Origin of the sequence: Cupriavidus oxalaticus, from assembly GCF_016894385.1 — a bacterium.
GTDB classification, from domain to species: domain Bacteria; phylum Pseudomonadota; class Gammaproteobacteria; order Burkholderiales; family Burkholderiaceae; genus Cupriavidus; species Cupriavidus oxalaticus.
In genome coordinates, this window is the sequence record NZ_CP069812.1 from 3,246,227 (window position 1) to 3,263,474 (window position 17,248).

Below are 17,248 nucleotides of genomic sequence, written 5' to 3' on the forward strand. Positions count from 1 at the left end.
CCCGCAACCGGGGCGGCCGTTTTCGCTTTATCTGACCCATCCAGCCAACAACCTACCACCTGGAGAGAGCATGGCCAGCCTGATCTGCGGCTCCGTCGCCTACGACACCATCATGACGTTCGACGGACGCTTCCGCGAACACATCCTGCCGGACCAGATCCATATGCTGAACGTCTCGTTCCTGGTGCCCGGCATGCGCCGCGAGTTCGGCGGTTGCGCCGGCAACATCGCCTACACGCTGAAGATGCTCGGCGGCGACCCTGTCGTGATGGCCACAGTCGGTACCGACGCCGAACCGTACCTGGAGTACCTGCGCAAGCTGGAGATCCCCACGCGCCACATCCGCGTGCTGCCCGAGACCTTCACGGCGCAGGCCATGATCACCACCGACCTGGACAACAACCAGATCACCGCCTTCCACCCTGGCGCAATGAGCCAGTCGCAGCTGAACAACGTCAAGGACGCGCTCGGCGGCGGCAAGGTGCCGGCGCTGGGCATCGTCGCGCCGGACAGCCGCGAAGGCATGCTGCACCACGCGCGCCAGTTCGCCGAGGCCGGTGTCCCATTCATCTTTGACCTGGGCCAGGCCATGCCGCTGTTCAACGGCGAAGACCTGCGGGAGTTCGTTGAACTCGCCAGTTACGTGACAGTCAATGACTACGAGGCGCAGGTCCTGCTGTCCCGCACCGCGTGGACCAGCGCCGAGGTTGCCGCCAAGGTCCGTGCCTTCATCGTCACGCACGGCGAGCGCGGCGCCAGCATCCATGCCGATGGTCGGCAGTACGCAATCCCGGCCGTGCAGGCCGAGCGCATCGTGGACCCGACCGGCTGTGGCGACGCCTTCCGCGGCGGCCTGCTCTACGGCATTGAAAACGGTTTAGACTGGGAAACGACCGGCCGCCTGGCATCGCTGATGGGGTCGGTCAAGATCGCGCAGCAGGGTCCGCAGAACCACTGGTTGTCGCGCGAGGAAATCGGCAACCGGTTCCAGTCTGCATTCGGGTACCGCTACGCCTGACCTGCGGCCAGTGCGTGGCATTTTTCGGGATTTGACATGAACCAGATGCTCCGTGGCGGCGCCGTTGCCGTCATTGCCATCGCCGCCCTGGTTGCAGGATGTGCGACGGAGTCCAGCTCCAACAGCGTCTACAACACCGGCCAGGCGCAGCGCGAGCAGACCGTGCGCTACGGCGTGGTCGAGGGTGTACGCGAAGTCGCCATCCAGCGCAGCCAGACCGGCGCGGGCACGCTCGCCGGTGGAGCCATTGGCGGTATCGCGGCCGGCAGCACCATCGGCGGCGGCAACGGCGCCGTGGCGGCGGGCATCCTCGGCGCGATCCTGGGCGGCATCGCCGGCAGCGCTGCCGAGAACAAGATCAACGAGCGGCGCGGCCTGGAGATCACCGTGCGCCTGGACAACGGCGAGATGCGCGCGATCACGCAGGAGGCCGACGAGGTCTTCCGCCCGGGCGAGCGCGTGCGGCTGCTGTCCTCGGGCGGCGTCACCCGCGTCACGCACTGAACCGCTGCGCCCGGCCGGGCGCCAGCATGAGAGCGCATCCAGGCGCCGCGCCCGCAAGGGCCGCGGCGCTTTTTGCTTGATCAGGCACCAATGAAAAGACCCGCCGGGCCAGCGGCCATCGGCGGGTCTGCAAGACTGGTGTCTTGCGGACCGGATACGCGGTATCCGGTCATGCTGGCACGCACTGCGTGCCGATGTGGTTCCGTACGGAACGCGTCAGTCCCACGCCGTGGCGCGCAGCTTACGGACGGTTGCCCGTCGGGAACGGCCAGGCAGCAGCCGGGTTCAGCGCGGTCTTGGCAGCCGAGGCGGGAGCAACGGCAGGGGCAGCGGCAGGCTTCGCGGCAGCCTTCCTGGCAGCCGGCTTCTTCGCAGCAGCCTTCTTGGCCGGAGCCTTCTTGGCAGCCGGCTTCTTCGCAGCAGCCTTCTTGGCCGGTGCAGCCTTCTTGGCGGCGACCTTCTTGGTTGCAGCCTTCTTGGCCGGTGCGGCCTTCTTGGCGGCAACCTTCTTCACTGCGGCCTTCTTGGCCGGTGCTGCCTTCTTGGCAACGACCTTCTTGGCGGCGACCTTCTTGGTTGCAACCTTCTTGGCGGCGACCTTCTTCACCGCGGCCTTCTTGGCGGGGGCCTTCTTGGCCGCAGCCTTCTTGGCCGGCGCAGCCTTCTTGGCGGCGACCTTCTTCACGGCGGCCTTCTTGGCCGGTGCCTTCTTGGCGGCCGGTGCTGCCTTCTTGGCGGCTACCTTCTTGGTTGCGGCCTTCTTGGCCGGAGCGGCCTTCTTGGCGGCCGGCTTGGCGGCCTTCTTAGCCGCCGGCTTTTTCTTTGCAGCAGTTGCCATGGATAACTCCTTCACTAGAGAGTGAATATCGAATGACCTAAGTCAGGCGACCCGACCGACCCGAGGCCGCGATACCACAGCGCGGCCCCAGTCGAGCGAGCGATTCATCGGCGCGCGGCCCGACTGCTGCTGCACGCTAATGAATTTGGTTGCAGGCGCACCGCCAGCAGCGATGACTTCGCGGCAGTTGCGGGCCCGCAAGCGGGACCGGGGCACTTGCCGCGCCCTGGAATATTCGATTGGCCCGCCCCGCCAGTTGGGTCGGCGCGCGGCCTGAAAAGAGGAGATATCGGACAGCAGGCCTGCGGTGCGGGCATGGCCTCGCGCACGGCAAGCGGCATTCATTCGGTGGTAGCTGGTCCAACCCGTCAATGGACCAAGGGAGACTGCACGCGTTTTAAGAAGCCGGCTCGGCCAGGTCTGCGTCAAAGTTCTCGTGCTCCTCAGCTACAACCTTCATCACTGCATCGAAGCGCGCATCGCGCTCGTCGTTCCAATCTTGCTTCCTGCTTCTCTGCAATGAAGTGAGACTCTTGTCAAGGCGAATCATAATTCGTTTGCACGATGATGTTAAGAAAAAAGTGCAAAAAAACTTGCCTGCATGCGTTGCTCAAACTAGTTCTCTCGCGCGTCGTCACGAAGACGTTGCCGATGGCATCGCGATGCATCGCTCGCACACTGGCGCGAAGGCGCGCTGCGCGCGTTCGCGCACGCGTCGCGGCTCTCCATCCCGACCCGCGCACGCGCAGCTTTTGCACACTCGCACGGCACCCGATTACAACCCGCGCAGCGCGCATCGCAGGAGCGCGCACACCCTGCTGCGCGCGTCATCGCGCTTTCCGAAAAGCCGCATGGACAAAGGCTTTGCGGGCGATGCACGGATACGCACGCGACTTGCGCAGCAGTGCGCGAGCACGTCAGCGCGCGCTGGAAACGGGCAGCGCGGCTCGTCGCCTGCATGCGTTACACACTCATCAGCGCGCATGCGCGACGCGCGTTTGCCTGACGGCGATGACTCGCGCCACCGACGTCGCGCGAGCACGCCGGACAAACCGCCGAAGAGTGATGCGCGAACGCAACGGTTTGCATCGAAGCAACAGCGCGCGAACATCAAAGCGTTGCGCTTGAGCAAAGCAGCGACGCGCGCGAAGCATCGCGGCAACACTTCGAACGCTGGCCGGACACAGCTGCGCCGACAGCATCGCGATCGCTGCTCTCATCCATTCGGATGACGCCGATCACGCACCGTGGGCCACGACGTGCATCGCGCGATGCGGACTGTCGCGCCACGCTGCGCAGCGCTTGCAACAGGCTTGCCGATCTCGCCGCGAGGGCACTGCGGTGCGCCGCACGTCCGCTTAGAGGAATGCTTCGGCAGCGCGCTCAGCGGCCCGATTTGCTGCAACACAAAAACCCGGGAACGAAGGCTGCATGCGGCTTTGCGGGGAGCATGCAAGCCGCGCGCGGGGACCACCGCGGAGATCGGCGCGGCATGCCGTGCGATTGCGGCGCGGCGGCTGCGACAGTAGATTGGCGTGCGCGCCCGCCGCCCGGCCCACGCTGCTTCGACGCAAGCCGCGGCCGCCGGGCGGCGCATCGCACCGGCCCATGCCGGTGGCAACGAACCTCAAAGGAGACATCATGCGCAAACCATCCCACCTCGCCGCCGTCCGTCCGCTGGTGCGTCCGGCACTGCGTGCCGCGGTGCTCGCCGCCGCCCTGTTCGGCAGCGCCGCAGCGATGGCGCAGGCCTCGCCCAGCGGCATGTGGAAGACCATCGACGACAACACCGGCAAGCCGCGCGGGCTGGTAGAGATCAGCGAGAAGAACGGCATCTACAGCGGACGCCTGGTGAAGACGTTCGTCGAAGGCGAAGGCAAGCCCAGGGTCTGCGACAAGTGCACCGACGCGCGCAAGGACCAGCCGCTGATCGGCATGACCATCCTGACCGGCCTGCGCAAGACCGGCGACAACGAGTGGAGCGGCGGCGAGATCCTCGACCCGGAGAACGGCAAGGTCTACAAGAGCAAGATGTCGCTCGCCGAGGACGGCAGCAAGCTCAACGTGCGCGGCTTCATCGGCATCAGCCTGATCGGCCGCACCCAGACCTGGGAACGCGAGCACTGAGCGTGGCTCAGGGTTTCTCCGCAGCCGCCGGCAACGCGCCGCGACGGCGCGGGAGAGTAAAACAAAAGCGGACGGTTCTCACCGCCCGTTTTTTTGTCCTCGATGCTGCGCTTTACATCCGGTACCGCAGCGTCGCCATCACGCTGCGCGGGGCACCCGGCATGTTCAGGTTGGGGCTGGTGCCATGCGCCGACACGATGTAGCCCTTGTCGAACAGGTTGTACAGGTTCAGCTGCGCCTCGAAGGCGCCGCGGCGGTACCAGGCCATGGCGTCAGCGGTGACGTAGCCGGGCAGCGTCACGGTGTTGAGCGGATCGGCATAGCGCGCGCCCACCAGGTTGAGGCCGGCGCCCACGCCGAAGCCGTGGCCCAGGTCCTTGGTCACCCACGCGTTGCCCGAATGGCGCGGCGTGATGGTGGCGCGCTTGCCCTGCAGCGCGGCGGTGGACTTGGTGATGGTGGCATCCAGGTAGGCGTAGCCGGCCAGCACGCGCCAGCCGCTGCCCAGCTCGGCCGCGCCGGAGATCTCGACGCCGTCGGTGCGCTGCTCGCCGATCGGCAGCAGTGCCGTGTTGGTGGCGTTGGCCACCTTGATATTGCTGCGCTCCAGGCGGAACACCGAGATCGTGGTGCTGGCCTTGCCGTTCAGCCAGTCGTACTTGGCGCCGACTTCGGTGTTGTTGGTGGTCTCGGGCGCCAGGTCGGCGTTGTTCGCCGCCAGTGCAAAGGCCTCGCCCGACGGCTGGAACGACTTGCTCCACGACACGTAATACGACTGCGCCTTCGACGGCTGCCACACCAGGCCGGCGCGCGGGCTCCAGGCGGTGTCGGTGCGCGACAGGTCGCGCTGGCCGGCGATCCGGTTCCTGGTCTCCTGCTGGAAGTTGTCGTAGCGCACCCCGACCAGCGCCTTCCACTGCTCGCTGAACTTGATCATGTCCTGGGTGTAAAACGCCAGGGTGTCGAACACGCCGAGGTTCGAGGTGGTCGGATTGCCCGGCGCCTTCAGCGCCAGCGTCGGCAGCACCGGGTTGAACAGGTCGAACGTGCCCGGCACCGGCTTGGTGTTGTTGACCTGGTCCTTGTTTTGTTGCCCGATCTCCATGCCGTACAGGATCTCGTGCTCCATGCCCAGGAAGGTCGCCTTCTGGATCAGGTCGGTCTGGTTGAACCAGCCATGTTCCTCGCGGCGGACATTGCCGTGGTTCATGGTCAGCGTGCGCGCCGCTTCGTTGACGGTGCTGGTCAGCGTGTTGTTGCGGTCCAGCGAGTAGTGGTAATAGCGCGTGGCGTTGCGGATCGACCAGTTCTGGTTGAAGCGGTGGTTGATCGTGGCGGTGCCGGAGAACACGCGCGACTGCGAGTAGTCGGCATCGCGCGCGTTGGCGGCGCCGTAGTAGCGCGAGGCCGGCACCTCGACGGGGCGGCCCTGGTAGGCCGGGATGCCGAAGTCGGTGACGCGGCGGTCTTCCAGGTAGTCGGCCTGGAACAGCACGGTGGTCTCCGGCGCCACGCGCAGCTCGAGCGACGGCGCGATCGCCTTGCGGTCCAGGAACTGTTGCGAGCGATAGCTGTTGGCCTTCTCCACGGCGCCGGTGATGCGGAACGCGGCGGCGCCATCGGCGAACACGCGGCCGACGTCGGCCTCGGCGCGGCGGTCGGCCCACATGCCGTAGCTCAGCGCGAAGTCGGTGACGTCGATGCCTGGCTTCTTGCTGACGCGGTTGATCAGGCCGCCGGCCGAGCCGCGCCCGTACAGCACCGCCGCCGGGCCCTTGACCACTTCGACGCGGTCCACGTTGGACAGGTCGCGGAAGTACAGCGCGTCGTCGCGGATGCCATCGACGAACTGGTCGGCGATCGCGGTGAAGCCGCGGATCGAGACCTGGTCGCGCTGACCGTCGCCATGCGAGAACGACACGCCGGGAACGTTCTTCAGCGCGTCCTGCATCGACGTGGCGTGCTGGTCGCGCATCACCTCGGCAGTGACCACGTTGACGGTCTGCGGGACGTCGCGCAGCGGCGCTTCGGTCTTGGTCGCGCTGACCGCGTTGGGCGGGTTATAGCCGGCGCCCAGTTCCCGGCTGACGTCGGCCTTGACGGTGACCTCAGGCAACTGCGCCGCTGCGGGCGGTGTCGCCTGCGACCAGGCTGCCATCGGCTGAAAGACGAAAGTCCCTGCCAACGCGGCGCAGATCGGGTGAAGTTTTGCTCTCATTTCGCTGTAATCGACTGTAATTTTTTTGAAAAAGCGACGTATTATCAATTATGCAAATGAGAGGGTCAACGAGACTACGAATTATTCTCATTCAATATCAGGCAGCGTTGTTTTCCGATTGGCATTGACCGTGCGCAGTGCGCTGGCGTTTGACCTGTGGGCCGACTCAGGCCAACTGCTCGGCGAGCACGTTGCGGGCTTCGGCAATGAAGGGCGATTGGCTACGGCGGGCGGGCAGCAGGAAGAACTCCGCGTCGGGCAGGCGCGGCAAGCCGAGCCGCGCGACCGTGCCGCCATCCAGCGGCGCGACACCTGGCCCGATCGCCGAGGCATTCAGGCAGGACAGCCCCAGCCCGGCTGCGAGCGCGAGATGCAGGCCCGCCACGCCCGAGGCCGAGTGCGCGATCTCGAAGGGCAGGCGCTTGCGCAGCAGCAGCTGAACCACGAACCGGTGCAGTGAGCAGGTGTCGGCCAGCAGCACCAGCGGCAGCGTGGCGGGCAAGGCGTCGGCCTCGCCGGAGGCCGCCACCCAGGCCAGCGGTTCGCGCCGCAGCACCGTGCCTCGCGTGCTCCTGCCTTGTGTGTCGCGGCCGCGCGGCAGGCGCATGCTCAGGCCGATATCGAAAGCATCCATCTCGGCGGCGGCATCGATCGCCGCACTCTTCATCACCGTCACGTGCAGCCGCAGGTAGGGATAGCGTTCGCGCAGGCGCCGCAGCATGCCGGCGATTTCGCCCGGGCGGAAGTAGTCGGTGACGGCAAGCCGCAGCTCGCCTTCCAGCGCGTGCCCACGCAGCTCCTGCAGCGCCAGCTCGTTCAGCGCGAGGATGCGGCGCGCGTGCTCCAGCAGCCGCGCACCGGCCGGCGTCGGCACCGCGCCGTGCCGCCCGCGCGACAGCAGCGGCACGCCGGCGCGCTCTTCCAGCTTGCGCAACTGCTCGCTGACCGACGACTGCGACAGGAACAGCCGTGGCGCCGCGGCCGACAGGCTGCCGCTGTCGGCAACGGTGACGAAGGTGCGCAACTGGTCTGTTTCGAATCCACGCATGATGGGAGCTCCAGCAAAGGATGGCAAAGGCGGCCGCACTTCCTTCGGCATATCCGATGGATCGTATCGGATATTCCCGCTTATCCGATACTACACCGCGCCCCTAACATGGCATCACCGACCCACGAAACAAGGAGCCCAGCCATGCCCCACATCGAAGCAATCGGGCGGCCCGCGCCTTGTACATTTGGTGCGTTGTTAGCTAGTGTGAGTGTGGTTGGGTGCCGCCGGCACCCCGCCCGGCCACCCTGGAATCCGACGCATGAAACAGATCACCCTGCCCGACGGCGAGCGCATTCCCGCGCTCGGCATGGGAACGTGGAACATGGGCGAGACTCCCGCCGCGCGCGCCGAAGAGATCGCCACGCTGAGGCTGGGCCTGGACCTGGGCCTGCGGCTGATCGATACCGCCGAGATGTATGGCGAGGGCCAGTCCGAGGAAATGATCGGCGAGGCCCTGGCCGGGCGGCGCGACGAGGCCTTCCTGGTCAGCAAGGTCTATCCGTTCAACGCCAGCCGCCGCGGCACCGTGCAGGCGTGCGAGCGCAGCCTGCAGCGGCTGCGCACCGACCGCATCGACCTGTACCTGCTGCACTGGCGCGGCGGCGTGCCGCTGGAAGAGACCGTCGCCGCCATGCAGGCGCTGCAGCGCGACGGCAAGATCCGCCACTGGGGCGTCAGCAACCTGGACCTGGCGGACCTGCAGGAATTGTGGGACGCGCCCGGCGGCGACGGCATGGCCACCAACCAGCTGCTATATAACCTCGCCCGGCGCGGCATCGAATGGGACCTGCTGCCGTGGCTGCGCCAGCGCGGCATCCCGGTGATGGCCTATTCGCCGATCGAGCAGTCGCGGCTGCTGGGCAACCCGGGGCTGAAGCGCTTCGCGCGCGGGCACGGCATGACCGCGGCGCAGGCGGCGCTGGCCTGGCTGCTGGCGCAGGACGGCGTCATCGCCATTCCCAAGACCGGCCGGCGCGAGCGCCTGCAGGAGAATATCGGCGCGCTGTCGCACCCGTTGTCGGCGGTCCAGCTGGCCGAACTCGACCGCATCTTCCCGCCGCCGGACGGGCCGGGGGCGCTGGAGATGCTGTGAGCGCGCCCCTGGCGCGGCGTCAGTTCACGCGCGACGCGTAGCGTTGGTTCTCGACATAGCGCACCAGGTAGTTGCGCGCCTTGTCGCGGGTATCGGCAGTGACGCGCGCCGCCGCCTGGCGGGCGCTGTTCTTGCCGTGCGACGACGACATCTGTCCGTCCAGGTAGCTGCGGAAGGCGTCGTGCATGGCGTTCAGGTCAGACTGGCATGCGGCCAGCGCCGCATTCGCCACGTCCTTCGACTGGCCCTTGGACGACAGGTTGTCGTCGGCCTTCTCCTTGACGCAATCCATGTATTTGGCGCGCAGCGACTGCCAGCCACTGCTGTCGGCGGTCGCCGCAGCGCTGGCGGTATCGCTGGCGGGTCCGGTCGAGGGCTGGGAAGCGCACGCGGCAAGGAAGGCCAGCGGCAGTGCGGTAAGAATTTTCTTCATGCCTTGATGATGCGATGCGGCGGTGCCGCATGGGTGCGTGGTCGTTTCGGGAGCCGTCAAACTGCCACGAATGCCTCGGCGAGGCTACCTTCGTCACAAATGGAAACGACTCGTCACCACGTGATCTTTTGTCCGAGTGCTTCTGGCGCCTATGCTTCAGAGACGACAACAACACCCAAGGAGATAAGATGAAACGTCGAAACTTCCTGACCGCCAGCGCGGGCCTGGCCCTGGGCAGCCTGGCACTGGGTGCCTGCACCACCACTCCGCCCGACGCGCCGTCCGACAAGGCGGCACGGCGGCGCGAGCTCGACTCCGGCGTCGATGCCACGCTGTCGCGCCTCTATGGCTCGGTCAACGGCTCGCGTGAACTCGGCAATCGCGCGCGCGGCATCCTGGTGTTCCCCAAGACGTTGTCGGCAGGCTTTATCGTCGGTGGCGAGTATGGCGACGGTGCGCTGCGCTCCGGCGGCGCCACGCGCGGCTACTACCGCCTGGTCTCCGGCTCGGTCGGCTGGCAGATCGGCGCGCAATCCAAGTCGGTGATCCTGATGTTCCTGACACAGGACGCGTACGACAAGTTCGTGCGCAGCTCAGGCTGGACTGCTGGTGTCGATGCTACCGTCGCACTGGCGACGGTCGGCGCCAGCGGCGTGCTCGACACCAACACCGCGCAGCAGCCGATCGTCGGTTTCGTGATGACCAACGCGGGGTTGATGGCGGGCCTGAGTCTCGAAGGCAGCAAGATCACCCGGCTCGACCTGTAAGCCTCGGGCGCGGGCTTGCGCCGCACGGCTGGATGACCGTGCGGCGGCCGTTTTTCGCGGCCACTTGCCGCGAGGGGATAGAATTCGTCCCTTTGGCCGAATTCTCATGTGGTTCAAGAACCTGCAGGTCCATCGTTTCTCCGCTCCGTGGACGTCCGGCGCCGACGAAGTCGAAGCCAGCCTGGCGAAGCACGCCTTCTACCCCGGCACCAGCCTCGAAATGCAGACGCAGGGCTGGGCCTCGCCCCGTGACAACGGCCAGCTGGTCCACACCGTTGGCCGCCAGATGCTGCTGACGCTGCGCACCGAGAAGAAGCTGCTGCCGACCACCGTGGTCAACCAGGTCACGCGCGCACGCGCCGCGGAGATCGAGGAACAGCAAGGCTACAAGCCGGGCCGCAAGCAGCTGAAGGAACTGAAGGAGCAGGTCACCGAGGAACTGCTGCCGCGCGCCTTCAGCATCCGCCGCGACACGCGCGTGTGGATCGACCCGGACAACGGCTGGCTGGCGATCGACGCCGCCGCCGCGGCCAAGGCCGACGAAGTGCGCGGCATGCTGTTCAAGGCGCTGGATCCGCTGCCGCTGGTCAACCTGCATGTCAACCAGTCGCCGGTGGCGGCGATGACCGAATGGCTGGCCGGCGATGCCGCGCCGGGCGGTTTCACCGTCGACCAGGAAATCGAGCTGCAGTCCGGCAGCGAAAGCAAGGCCACCGTGCGCTACGTGCGCCACCCGCTTGATCCCGAAGACCTGCGCCGCCACATTGCCGCCGGCAAGCGCTGCACGCGCCTGGCGATGACCTGGAACGACCGCGTCTCGTTCGTGCTGACCGACGGGCTGGTGGTGAAGAAGGTTGCGCCGCTGGACGTGATCAAGGAACAGGCCGACGGCACCACGCATGACGAAGACGAGCGCTTCGATGCCGACTTTGCCATGATGGCCGGCGAGCTGTCGGGCCTGCTGGGCGACCTGACCGAAGCGCTGGGCGGCGAACGCAAGAGCTGAGGCAGGCGGGCGCGCGCTGCCGCAGGCCGCCCCCTTACGCCAGTTTCGGCACCCAGTTCACCTTGGGGAAACGGCCGGCAAACCCGGCCGGCATCGGCACCACGGTCTTGCCGGCGTAGTCGAAGAACACGAAGCCAGACTTGGCCATGGCGATCAGCGCGCCGTCAGCCGGGCGCGTGATACGGAAGATGATGTCGCCGCCGTACTTGTTGAAGTCCATCACGCCGACCTCGAACAGCAGCTGGTCGCGCGCGTGCGCTTCGTTGCGGTACACGGTCGCCAGATCCGTGACGATGATACCGAGCCCTTCCACCTGGTCGCCCTCGCTGCCGAATTCATAGAGGAAGCGGGCGCGCGCCTCGGAGATCATGGAGATCATCGAATCGTTGGCCAGGTGGTTGGCCGAGTTGATGTCGGTGACGCGCACGGTCAGGTGGGTCGAATAGCAGAACTGGTCGTCGGGAAGGTCGAGCTGAAGACGGGCCATGGCGGCATCGGGCAAAGTGGACAAGAAGCCGCCGCCAGGCGCGCAAGAGGTCACCCGATCCCGGGCAGGCTGGCGGCGAGGCGCCCATCATAGTCGATCCGCCCGGTTCGGCCAGCGAGGCTCAGGGATTGAGCGGCGGCAGGGCTGCAGGCGTGGCCCGATGCGCACGGACAGGCCGGTGTGGGGGGCCGTACTTCGGCAACAGGCCCGCAAGTTCGCTGCCGCTCCATTGCCCCGTGCCGGTGCCGGCGCCGAACAGGCGCCGTTCGAGTTCATCAACGGCGGACACCAGCGCCGCGTCGCCAGTGCCCGCCGCCCACTCCGACGGGGCCTTGCCCCACGCGGTGCGCGACCACACGCCCAGGGCGCGATAGGCTGCCGGCGCGTCGTTCGCGCGGCAGGCCTGCAGCAGCGCCGCGAGCCGCGCCTCGCTGCCGGCTGCCCTGGCGCTGCGCCGTGCCGCGAGCGCCCGGCGCAGGCGTGCCACGCGCGGCCGTACCCAATGCAGCAGCAGCCATGCCAGCAGCAATACCAGGGCACCGCCGGCCGCCCACAGCCACAGGCGCCACACGGTGCCGCCCTCCCCGGGCAACGGCGCGGCGTGCGGGCCGGTCGGGGACAGTCCTGCGAGGTGCGGCGCGGCGGCCACGTCCACCTTCACCTCGGGCGCCTCCGATTCGCCCGGCTTGCGCGTGACCGGGTCGAACCATTCCACCTTGATCGCCGGCAGCGTATAGGTCCCGGCGTGCTCGAACACATAGGTGATGCGGTCCGTGCGGCTGCCGCCGGTGTTGCCCGCGCTGTCGTGCGCGGCATCGCTGAGTTGCGGATCGCCCGCGAACACGCGCACGCCGGCCGGCGCTTCCACCTTTGGCGGCCGGATCATCATGGCCTGCGTCTGCGGCGCGAACGTAGTGATGGTGCGCACCAGCGCGTCGCCGGCATGGATTTGCGCCTGCGGGCCGCTGACCGGGCGGTCGAAGCGCTGCGTGACGTTCAGGCGCGCCACCGGCAGCGTGGCAACGGCCGGCGCGCCGGCTGCGCCCGCGGCGCGGATCGTGGTGGCCGGCAGCGTCACGCTGCCCTGGCGCGGCTTGCCGTCGTCGCCGGAATAGGTGAAGACGATGGAGACCTGCGGCAACTGGAAGTCACCGCCCTGCTCCGCGGCAAACAGGTAGGTCTTTCGGATGCCGGCGTAGCTGACGCCGTCGATGGTCTCGACCGTGTTCTGGCCGCGGTCGTCCGGCATGGTGACGATCGCGCCGGGCACCTGCAGCGTCGGAAAGACCGGCGCCGACAGGAAGAAGTTGGGCGCCAGTACCGTCACGTCGATGCGGATCTGCTGGCCCGGCAGCACGGGCTGCTGTGCCGCCACATCGACGCGCACGACGGGATCGGCCGCCAGCGCGAGCGCGCTCGCCAGCCACAGCGCAAGGCCGGCGAGCCAGATGCCGAAGCCCCGACCCGCGCGCGTCATGGCTTGGCTCCGGCGCCCGGCTGCGCCTGGTTCTGCTGCAGCGCGAACTTGCGCTGCAGCAGTTCGGTCGGCGTGGTCTGGATCGCGCGCATCCAGGTCTCGGCGCTTTCGACCGCGCCCATCTCCAGCTTCTTGCCCTCGCCTTCGGGCGGCCTGGACTCGCTGTCGACCTTCACTTCGTCGGGCTTGATGTCGGGCGGCTCCTCGCCTTCCTTCGGTTTTTCCGCCTTCGCGGCCAGCTTCTCCATGAGCGCCAGGTTGGCCGCTGCCGCAGGCCATTGCGGGCGGCGCTTCAGGGCCTGCCGGTAGCGCGCCGCCGCGTCCTTGTACTTGCCCAGCCGTGCCAGCGCATCGCCCTGGTTGAAGTCGCTCTCGGGCGAATCGATCAGCGCAAAACTCTGCACCGCCTGCGCGTATTGCCCCGCGCGGTACTGGGCCACGCCGCGCCACATGGGATCGTCGAACAGCGCGGCGGCACCGGCAAAGTCGCCACGCTCGAACGCCCGGCGGCCCTGCTGGTCATGCGTGAGCCACAGGTCGACAAAGCGCCACGCGCGCGGCGCATCGGCATCGGGCGCCGAAGCCTGCGCGCGCAGCGCCTGCGGCGGCGCCGCCAGCGCCACGGCAAGCAGCCCGCCGGCGATCCAGCGCACGGTCCAGCCCTTGCGGAACCACAGCACGCCGAGCAGCGCGATGGGAAGCGTCAGCCACCAGCCCTCATCCTTCCAGCGCGTGTTGTCCGCCGACTGCTTCTGCGCGAGGTGCGATTGCACATGACGCTGCACCCAGGCGACGTCGTCGTCGCTGTCGGGCGTGAACGTGGCGACCGGCACGCCGGTATCGTCGCCAAAGCGCTTGAGCGCGGCCGTGTCCATGCGCGCGAACACGCGCACGCCGTCCTTCTCGACAAAGCCGTCGGTGCCGCTGCGCAGCGGGCCGCCGCGTTCGGTGCCGATCGCCAGCACCACCGGCTGGCTGCGCCCGCTGCCTGCCTGGGTCTTGAACGCGCGCACGGCGGCGGTCTCCACGCCGTCGGTCAGGAACAGGATGGTGCCGGGCACCTCCTCGTGCGCGAGCGCCGCATCGATGGTGCGCAGCGCCAGCGCGGTGTCCCTGCCGGGCGCCGGCATGATGCGCGTCTGCAGCGCGTCGACAAAGGTCTGCAGCAGCGTGGCATCGTCGGTCAGCGGCAGCACCAGGTGCGTGGAGCCGGCATAGGCCCAGATGGCCGTACGCCCGCCGTCGCGGCGCGCCAGCAGCGCCTTGACCTTGAGCTTGGCGCGCTCGAGCCGCGTGGGCGTCACGTCGATGGCATCCATGGTCGGCGACAGGTCGATGGCGATCGCCAGCGGCGCCTTGTCGTCGAGGAACGGCGGGCGCTCGCGCTCCCACGCGGGACCGGCCAGCGCAATGGCGCCGAGCGCAAGCAGCAGCGCGGTCAGGTGCACCGGGCGGATGGCCAGCCGGCGCCGCTCGCCCACCATCAACGCGTCCAGCAGCTGCGGAGCGATCGCATCGCGCCAGCGGCGCCGCACGTCGCCGCGGCGGCGCACCGCCCACACCAGCAGCACTGCCGGGACCAGCACCAGCAGCCACCACGGGCGCAGGAAATGGAAATCCGCGAGCGCCTGCATCATGGCTCCTCCGCCGCAGGCTGCGGCGCACCATGCCGGCGCGGACGCGATAGCCAGGCCGACCACACCGCCATGATGAGCTGGTACACCAGCACCACGCTCACCGCCGCGCCGAGCGGCCACATGAACAGCTCGCGGCGCGGCCGCCACGACAGCGTCTTGTGGTTATGCGGCGTGATGCGGTCGAGCGTCGCGTAGATGCTCTCGAGTCCCGCCTGGTCCGCGCCGAAGAAATAACGTCCGCCCGTCTGTGCGGCGATGCGCTGCAGCACGCCGAGATCGACGCGCTGCTCGCCCTCGGCGGCAGGGTCGCCGATGCCGATCGTATGCACGATCACATGCCGCTGCTTCGCGATATCCGCGGCGCGTTCGGGCGGCATCTTGCTGGCGGTGTCGTTGCCGTCGGTCAGCACGATCAGCACCTTCTCGGGCGCCTGGCTCCGGTCGAACATCTTGATGCCAAGGCCGATGGCATCGCCGAGCGCCGTGCTGGGCCCGGCCATGCCGGGCAGCAGGTCATGGATCATGGCCTGCACGAGCACGTGGTCCAGCGTGAACGGCGCCAGCGGGTACGGCGCGTCGCCGAACACGATCAGGCCGATGCGGTCGCCGGGCCGGCGCGTCACGAAACGGCTGACCACCTCGCGCACCGCCTGCACGCGCGGGACCAGCGCGCCGGCCGGGTCGCGGAAATCCTGCGTATCCATCGACTGCGACAGGTCCAGCGCGAGCAGCAGGTCGCGCGCCGGCTGCACCTTCTCGAGCGGCGCCTCCAGGAACTGCGGGCGCGCCAGCGCCGTCACCAGCAGCGCCCACGCGAGCGGCGCCAGAATACGCTGCAGCCAGTTGCGGCGCGGCACGACCGCGCCCGGCGCCGGCTTCAGCCCCGCCGCGCTTGCCACCTCGCCGAAGAACGGCAGGCGCACCGAAGGGCTTTCCTCGCGATACGGCGGCAACAGCCACCACAGCAGCAAGGGCAGCGGCAGCAGCACGAAGAGCCACGGGTATTCAAACTGGTACATGGTGGCCGGCAATCCATTGCTGGCAGGCCGCGGCGGTGGCCGTCGCCTGGCTGTCGGGCCATTGCGCCAGCGCGGCCGCATCGCGGTACTGCGCGTCGTTGACCAGCGTCGCGAGCACCGGCGCCGCCGCGCCGGCCTTGCCCGCATGGGCTTGCAGGAACCGCGCCCACTCCGCACCGGCCATGCTCGCCACCTCTGTGCGCGGCCACGCCGCCAGCGCGGTGCGCTTGAGCAGTTCCGCCATGGCGACGAGTGCGTGCGCGCGAGCCTGCGGCGACGCGGACATGCCTGCGCGCAATCGTGCCAGTTCGGCCAGCGCCTCGCGGCGGTAGCGGTTGGCGCGGTAGTGGCGCCACCAGCGCCCGGCCGCGAAGGCCAGCAGCGCCAGCACGATCGCGCCCGCCACCGGCCAGCCGATGGTCTGCGGCCGCCACGACGGCGGCGGCGGTACGACCACCTCGGCCATCTGCCGGAGATCGCCGGCAATCGTGGCGCTGTCCGGCGCGGCCGTGCTGTGCGTCAGGTCGCTCATGGCCGCCCTCCCTGCCGGGCGCGCAGCGTTCCCTGGCCTTGCGGCAGCGCTTGCCCGAGCAGGCGGCGCAACTGCAGCGGCGTTTCCTCAGCGGCCGACAGCGGCAGCAGCGGCACGCCGATGGCGCGATGCCAGCCCAGCAGGTCGCGGCTCTGCGCATCGACGAATTCGGCGATGCCCTTGCGCGTGGAAGCCTGGCCGAAGCCCAGCTCGACCTGCAGCTCGCCGTCGCTGACGACAAGGTGGCCGGAGTCCGGCAGTTCGAGCAGGAACGGGTCATAGACCAGCATCGTCAGCAGGTCGTTGCGGGCGCTCATCGACAGCATCAGGTCGCGCGTGGCCGCGTCATGCCCGTCGAAGTCGCTGATGACGATGACCAGGTGGTCATGCCGCGCAAGCCGTGCCGCGCGTTCGAGCGCGGCATTGAGCTGGCCGGCGCCGCGCCGTGCGGGGGCATCGGCGCGCAGCGCCTGGTTATGGCGCGCGATCTCGCCGAGCAGGTGCTCGACCGCCTGGCGGCTGCGGCGCGGCGCCAGCTCGGTGCATCCGCCGTCGCCGAACACCAGGCCGCCGACGCGGTCGCCCTCCGACAGCACGCGCCACGCGGCCAGCGCCGCGGCCTCCGCCGCGACCACGGACTTCATCGCGCGGCGGCTGCCGAAGAACATGTTGATGCGCTGGTCCACGAGCAGCAGCACCGGCCGGTCCTTCTCCTCGCTGTACACGCGTACGTGCGGCTTGCCGGTGCGCGCCGTGACGCGCCAGTCCATGCTGCGGATATCGTCGCCGGGCAGGTAGCCGCGCACCTCCTCGAAAGTCAGGCCGCGCCCGCGCACCCTGGAGGCATGCCGGCCCGCCAGCACACTGTGCACCGGCTGGCGCGGCAGGAAATGGAAATCGCGTGCGGCGACTTCGAGCGCCGCCAGTGCCGCGGCATCGACGCTGACACCAGGCTGCGCGCGCGTAGCCTGGCCGGGCCCGGCTGGCACCGGCGAGCGGGCGAGCGACGCGAGATGGGACCGCATGGCGCCGCCCGCCACG

The 17,248-nt window shown here is 68.5% G+C and carries 16 protein-coding genes; 6 read left to right on the forward strand and 10 right to left on the reverse strand.

Translation table 11 applies throughout. The features are described from left to right. The first annotated feature begins 70 nt into the window (after window positions 1-70). Window positions 71-1,018, forward strand: a complete 948-nt coding sequence (locus tag JTE92_RS27400) for a carbohydrate kinase family protein (protein ID WP_063241706.1) — start codon at window positions 71-73, stop codon at window positions 1,016-1,018. 36 nt (window positions 1,019-1,054) lie between these two features. Further along, the gene (locus tag JTE92_RS27405; RefSeq protein ID WP_063241707.1) at window positions 1,055-1,522 is read left to right on the forward strand and encodes an outer membrane lipoprotein; all 468 of its coding nucleotides are present in this window, start codon (window positions 1,055-1,057) and stop codon (window positions 1,520-1,522) included. Window positions 1,523-1,763: 241 nt separating this feature from the next. Here the strand turns inward: JTE92_RS27405 and JTE92_RS27410 are convergent, their stop codons facing one another. Further along, complete coding sequence (locus JTE92_RS27410) at window positions 1,764-2,360, reverse strand: histone H1-like DNA-binding protein (protein WP_063241708.1); 597 nt, start codon at window positions 2,358-2,360, stop codon at window positions 1,764-1,766. Between the two features lie 1,641 nt (window positions 2,361-4,001). Between JTE92_RS27410 and JTE92_RS27415 the strand changes: the two genes are divergently transcribed. Continuing rightward, window positions 4,002-4,487: a DUF2147 domain-containing protein gene (locus JTE92_RS27415; protein ID WP_063241709.1), complete on the forward strand. Its 486-nt coding sequence runs from the start codon at window positions 4,002-4,004 to the stop codon at window positions 4,485-4,487. Window positions 4,488-4,599: 112 nt separating this feature from the next. Here the strand turns inward: JTE92_RS27415 and JTE92_RS27420 are convergent, their stop codons facing one another. Both JTE92_RS27420 and JTE92_RS27425 read right to left on the reverse strand, forming a co-directional pair. After that, complete coding sequence (locus JTE92_RS27420; protein ID WP_063241710.1) at window positions 4,600-6,705, reverse strand: TonB-dependent receptor; 2,106 nt, start codon at window positions 6,703-6,705, stop codon at window positions 4,600-4,602. A 166-nt stretch (window positions 6,706-6,871) separates the two neighbouring features. Continuing rightward, window positions 6,872-7,753, reverse strand: coding sequence for a LysR family transcriptional regulator (locus tag JTE92_RS27425; RefSeq protein ID WP_063241711.1), 882 nt, complete (start codon window positions 7,751-7,753; stop codon window positions 6,872-6,874). A 262-nt stretch (window positions 7,754-8,015) separates the two neighbouring features. Here JTE92_RS27425 and JTE92_RS27430 point away from each other — a divergent pair, with 262 nt between their 5' ends. Continuing rightward, window positions 8,016-8,849 (forward strand): aldo/keto reductase, encoded by an 834-nt coding sequence (locus tag JTE92_RS27430; protein WP_063241712.1) that lies wholly within the window; start codon window positions 8,016-8,018, stop codon window positions 8,847-8,849. Window positions 8,850-8,868: 19 nt separating this feature from the next. On the opposite strand, the gene JTE92_RS27435 is transcribed toward JTE92_RS27430, so the two are convergent. Next, window positions 8,869-9,282, reverse strand: coding sequence for a hypothetical protein (locus tag JTE92_RS27435; protein WP_063241713.1), 414 nt, complete (start codon window positions 9,280-9,282; stop codon window positions 8,869-8,871). A 188-nt stretch (window positions 9,283-9,470) separates the two neighbouring features. Here JTE92_RS27435 and JTE92_RS27440 point away from each other — a divergent pair, with 188 nt between their 5' ends. Both JTE92_RS27440 and JTE92_RS27445 read left to right on the forward strand, forming a co-directional pair. Then, window positions 9,471-10,049, forward strand: coding sequence for a BPSL1445 family SYLF domain-containing lipoprotein (locus JTE92_RS27440; RefSeq protein ID WP_063241714.1), 579 nt, complete (start codon window positions 9,471-9,473; stop codon window positions 10,047-10,049). A gap of 106 nt (window positions 10,050-10,155) precedes the next feature. Then, window positions 10,156-11,055: a recombination-associated protein RdgC gene (locus tag JTE92_RS27445; protein ID WP_063241715.1), complete on the forward strand. Its 900-nt coding sequence runs from the start codon at window positions 10,156-10,158 to the stop codon at window positions 11,053-11,055. Window positions 11,056-11,089: 34 nt separating this feature from the next. On the opposite strand, the gene JTE92_RS27450 is transcribed toward JTE92_RS27445, so the two are convergent. The 6 genes from JTE92_RS27450 to JTE92_RS27475 form a co-directional block, all read right to left on the reverse strand. Next, window positions 11,090-11,542, reverse strand: a complete 453-nt coding sequence (locus JTE92_RS27450) for a thioesterase family protein (RefSeq protein ID WP_063241716.1) — start codon at window positions 11,540-11,542, stop codon at window positions 11,090-11,092. A 121-nt stretch (window positions 11,543-11,663) separates the two neighbouring features. Further along, the gene (locus JTE92_RS27455; RefSeq protein ID WP_063241717.1) at window positions 11,664-13,019 is read right to left on the reverse strand and encodes a BatD family protein; all 1,356 of its coding nucleotides are present in this window, start codon (window positions 13,017-13,019) and stop codon (window positions 11,664-11,666) included. Further along, window positions 13,016-14,653, reverse strand: a complete 1,638-nt coding sequence (locus tag JTE92_RS27460; protein WP_063241718.1) for a vWA domain-containing protein — start codon at window positions 14,651-14,653, stop codon at window positions 13,016-13,018. The genes JTE92_RS27455 and JTE92_RS27460 overlap by 4 nt, the downstream gene beginning before the upstream one ends. Then, on the reverse strand, window positions 14,653-15,675 hold the full coding sequence (locus JTE92_RS27465; RefSeq protein ID WP_063241740.1) for a vWA domain-containing protein: 1,023 nt from the start codon (window positions 15,673-15,675) through the stop codon (window positions 14,653-14,655). Before JTE92_RS27465 ends, JTE92_RS27460 begins: the two co-directional genes overlap by 1 nt. Then, window positions 15,662-16,207: a DUF4381 domain-containing protein gene (locus JTE92_RS27470; RefSeq protein WP_063241719.1), complete on the reverse strand. Its 546-nt coding sequence runs from the start codon at window positions 16,205-16,207 to the stop codon at window positions 15,662-15,664. The genes JTE92_RS27465 and JTE92_RS27470 overlap by 14 nt, the downstream gene beginning before the upstream one ends. Beyond that, window positions 16,204-17,232: a DUF58 domain-containing protein gene (locus JTE92_RS27475; RefSeq protein WP_084254800.1), complete on the reverse strand. Its 1,029-nt coding sequence runs from the start codon at window positions 17,230-17,232 to the stop codon at window positions 16,204-16,206. Before JTE92_RS27475 ends, JTE92_RS27470 begins: the two co-directional genes overlap by 4 nt. Window positions 17,233-17,248: the final 16 nt, after the last annotated feature.

Coding starts and splice junctions, on each gene's coding strand:
- JTE92_RS27400 (WP_063241706.1), top strand. CDS start 71: ATGGCCAGCCTGATCTGCGGCTCCGTCGCCTACGACACCATCATGACG.
- JTE92_RS27405 (WP_063241707.1), top strand. CDS start 1,055: ATGAACCAGATGCTCCGTGGCGGCGCCGTTGCCGTCATTGCCATCGCC.
- JTE92_RS27410 (WP_063241708.1), bottom strand. CDS start 2,360: ATGGCAACTGCTGCAAAGAAAAAGCCGGCGGCTAAGAAGGCCGCCAAG.
- JTE92_RS27415 (WP_063241709.1), top strand. CDS start 4,002: ATGCGCAAACCATCCCACCTCGCCGCCGTCCGTCCGCTGGTGCGTCCG.
- JTE92_RS27420 (WP_063241710.1), bottom strand. CDS start 6,705: ATGAGAGCAAAACTTCACCCGATCTGCGCCGCGTTGGCAGGGACTTTC.
- JTE92_RS27425 (WP_063241711.1), bottom strand. CDS start 7,753: ATGCGTGGATTCGAAACAGACCAGTTGCGCACCTTCGTCACCGTTGCC.
- JTE92_RS27430 (WP_063241712.1), top strand. CDS start 8,016: ATGAAACAGATCACCCTGCCCGACGGCGAGCGCATTCCCGCGCTCGGC.
- JTE92_RS27435 (WP_063241713.1), bottom strand. CDS start 9,282: ATGAAGAAAATTCTTACCGCACTGCCGCTGGCCTTCCTTGCCGCGTGC.
- JTE92_RS27440 (WP_063241714.1), top strand. CDS start 9,471: ATGAAACGTCGAAACTTCCTGACCGCCAGCGCGGGCCTGGCCCTGGGC.
- JTE92_RS27445 (WP_063241715.1), top strand. CDS start 10,156: ATGTGGTTCAAGAACCTGCAGGTCCATCGTTTCTCCGCTCCGTGGACG.
- JTE92_RS27450 (WP_063241716.1), bottom strand. CDS start 11,542: ATGGCCCGTCTTCAGCTCGACCTTCCCGACGACCAGTTCTGCTATTCG.
- JTE92_RS27455 (WP_063241717.1), bottom strand. CDS start 13,019: ATGACGCGCGCGGGTCGGGGCTTCGGCATCTGGCTCGCCGGCCTTGCG.
- JTE92_RS27460 (WP_063241718.1), bottom strand. CDS start 14,653: ATGCAGGCGCTCGCGGATTTCCATTTCCTGCGCCCGTGGTGGCTGCTG.
- JTE92_RS27465 (WP_063241740.1), bottom strand. CDS start 15,675: ATGTACCAGTTTGAATACCCGTGGCTCTTCGTGCTGCTGCCGCTGCCC.
- JTE92_RS27470 (WP_063241719.1), bottom strand. CDS start 16,207: ATGAGCGACCTGACGCACAGCACGGCCGCGCCGGACAGCGCCACGATT.
- JTE92_RS27475 (WP_084254800.1), bottom strand. CDS start 17,232: ATGCGGTCCCATCTCGCGTCGCTCGCCCGCTCGCCGGTGCCAGCCGGG.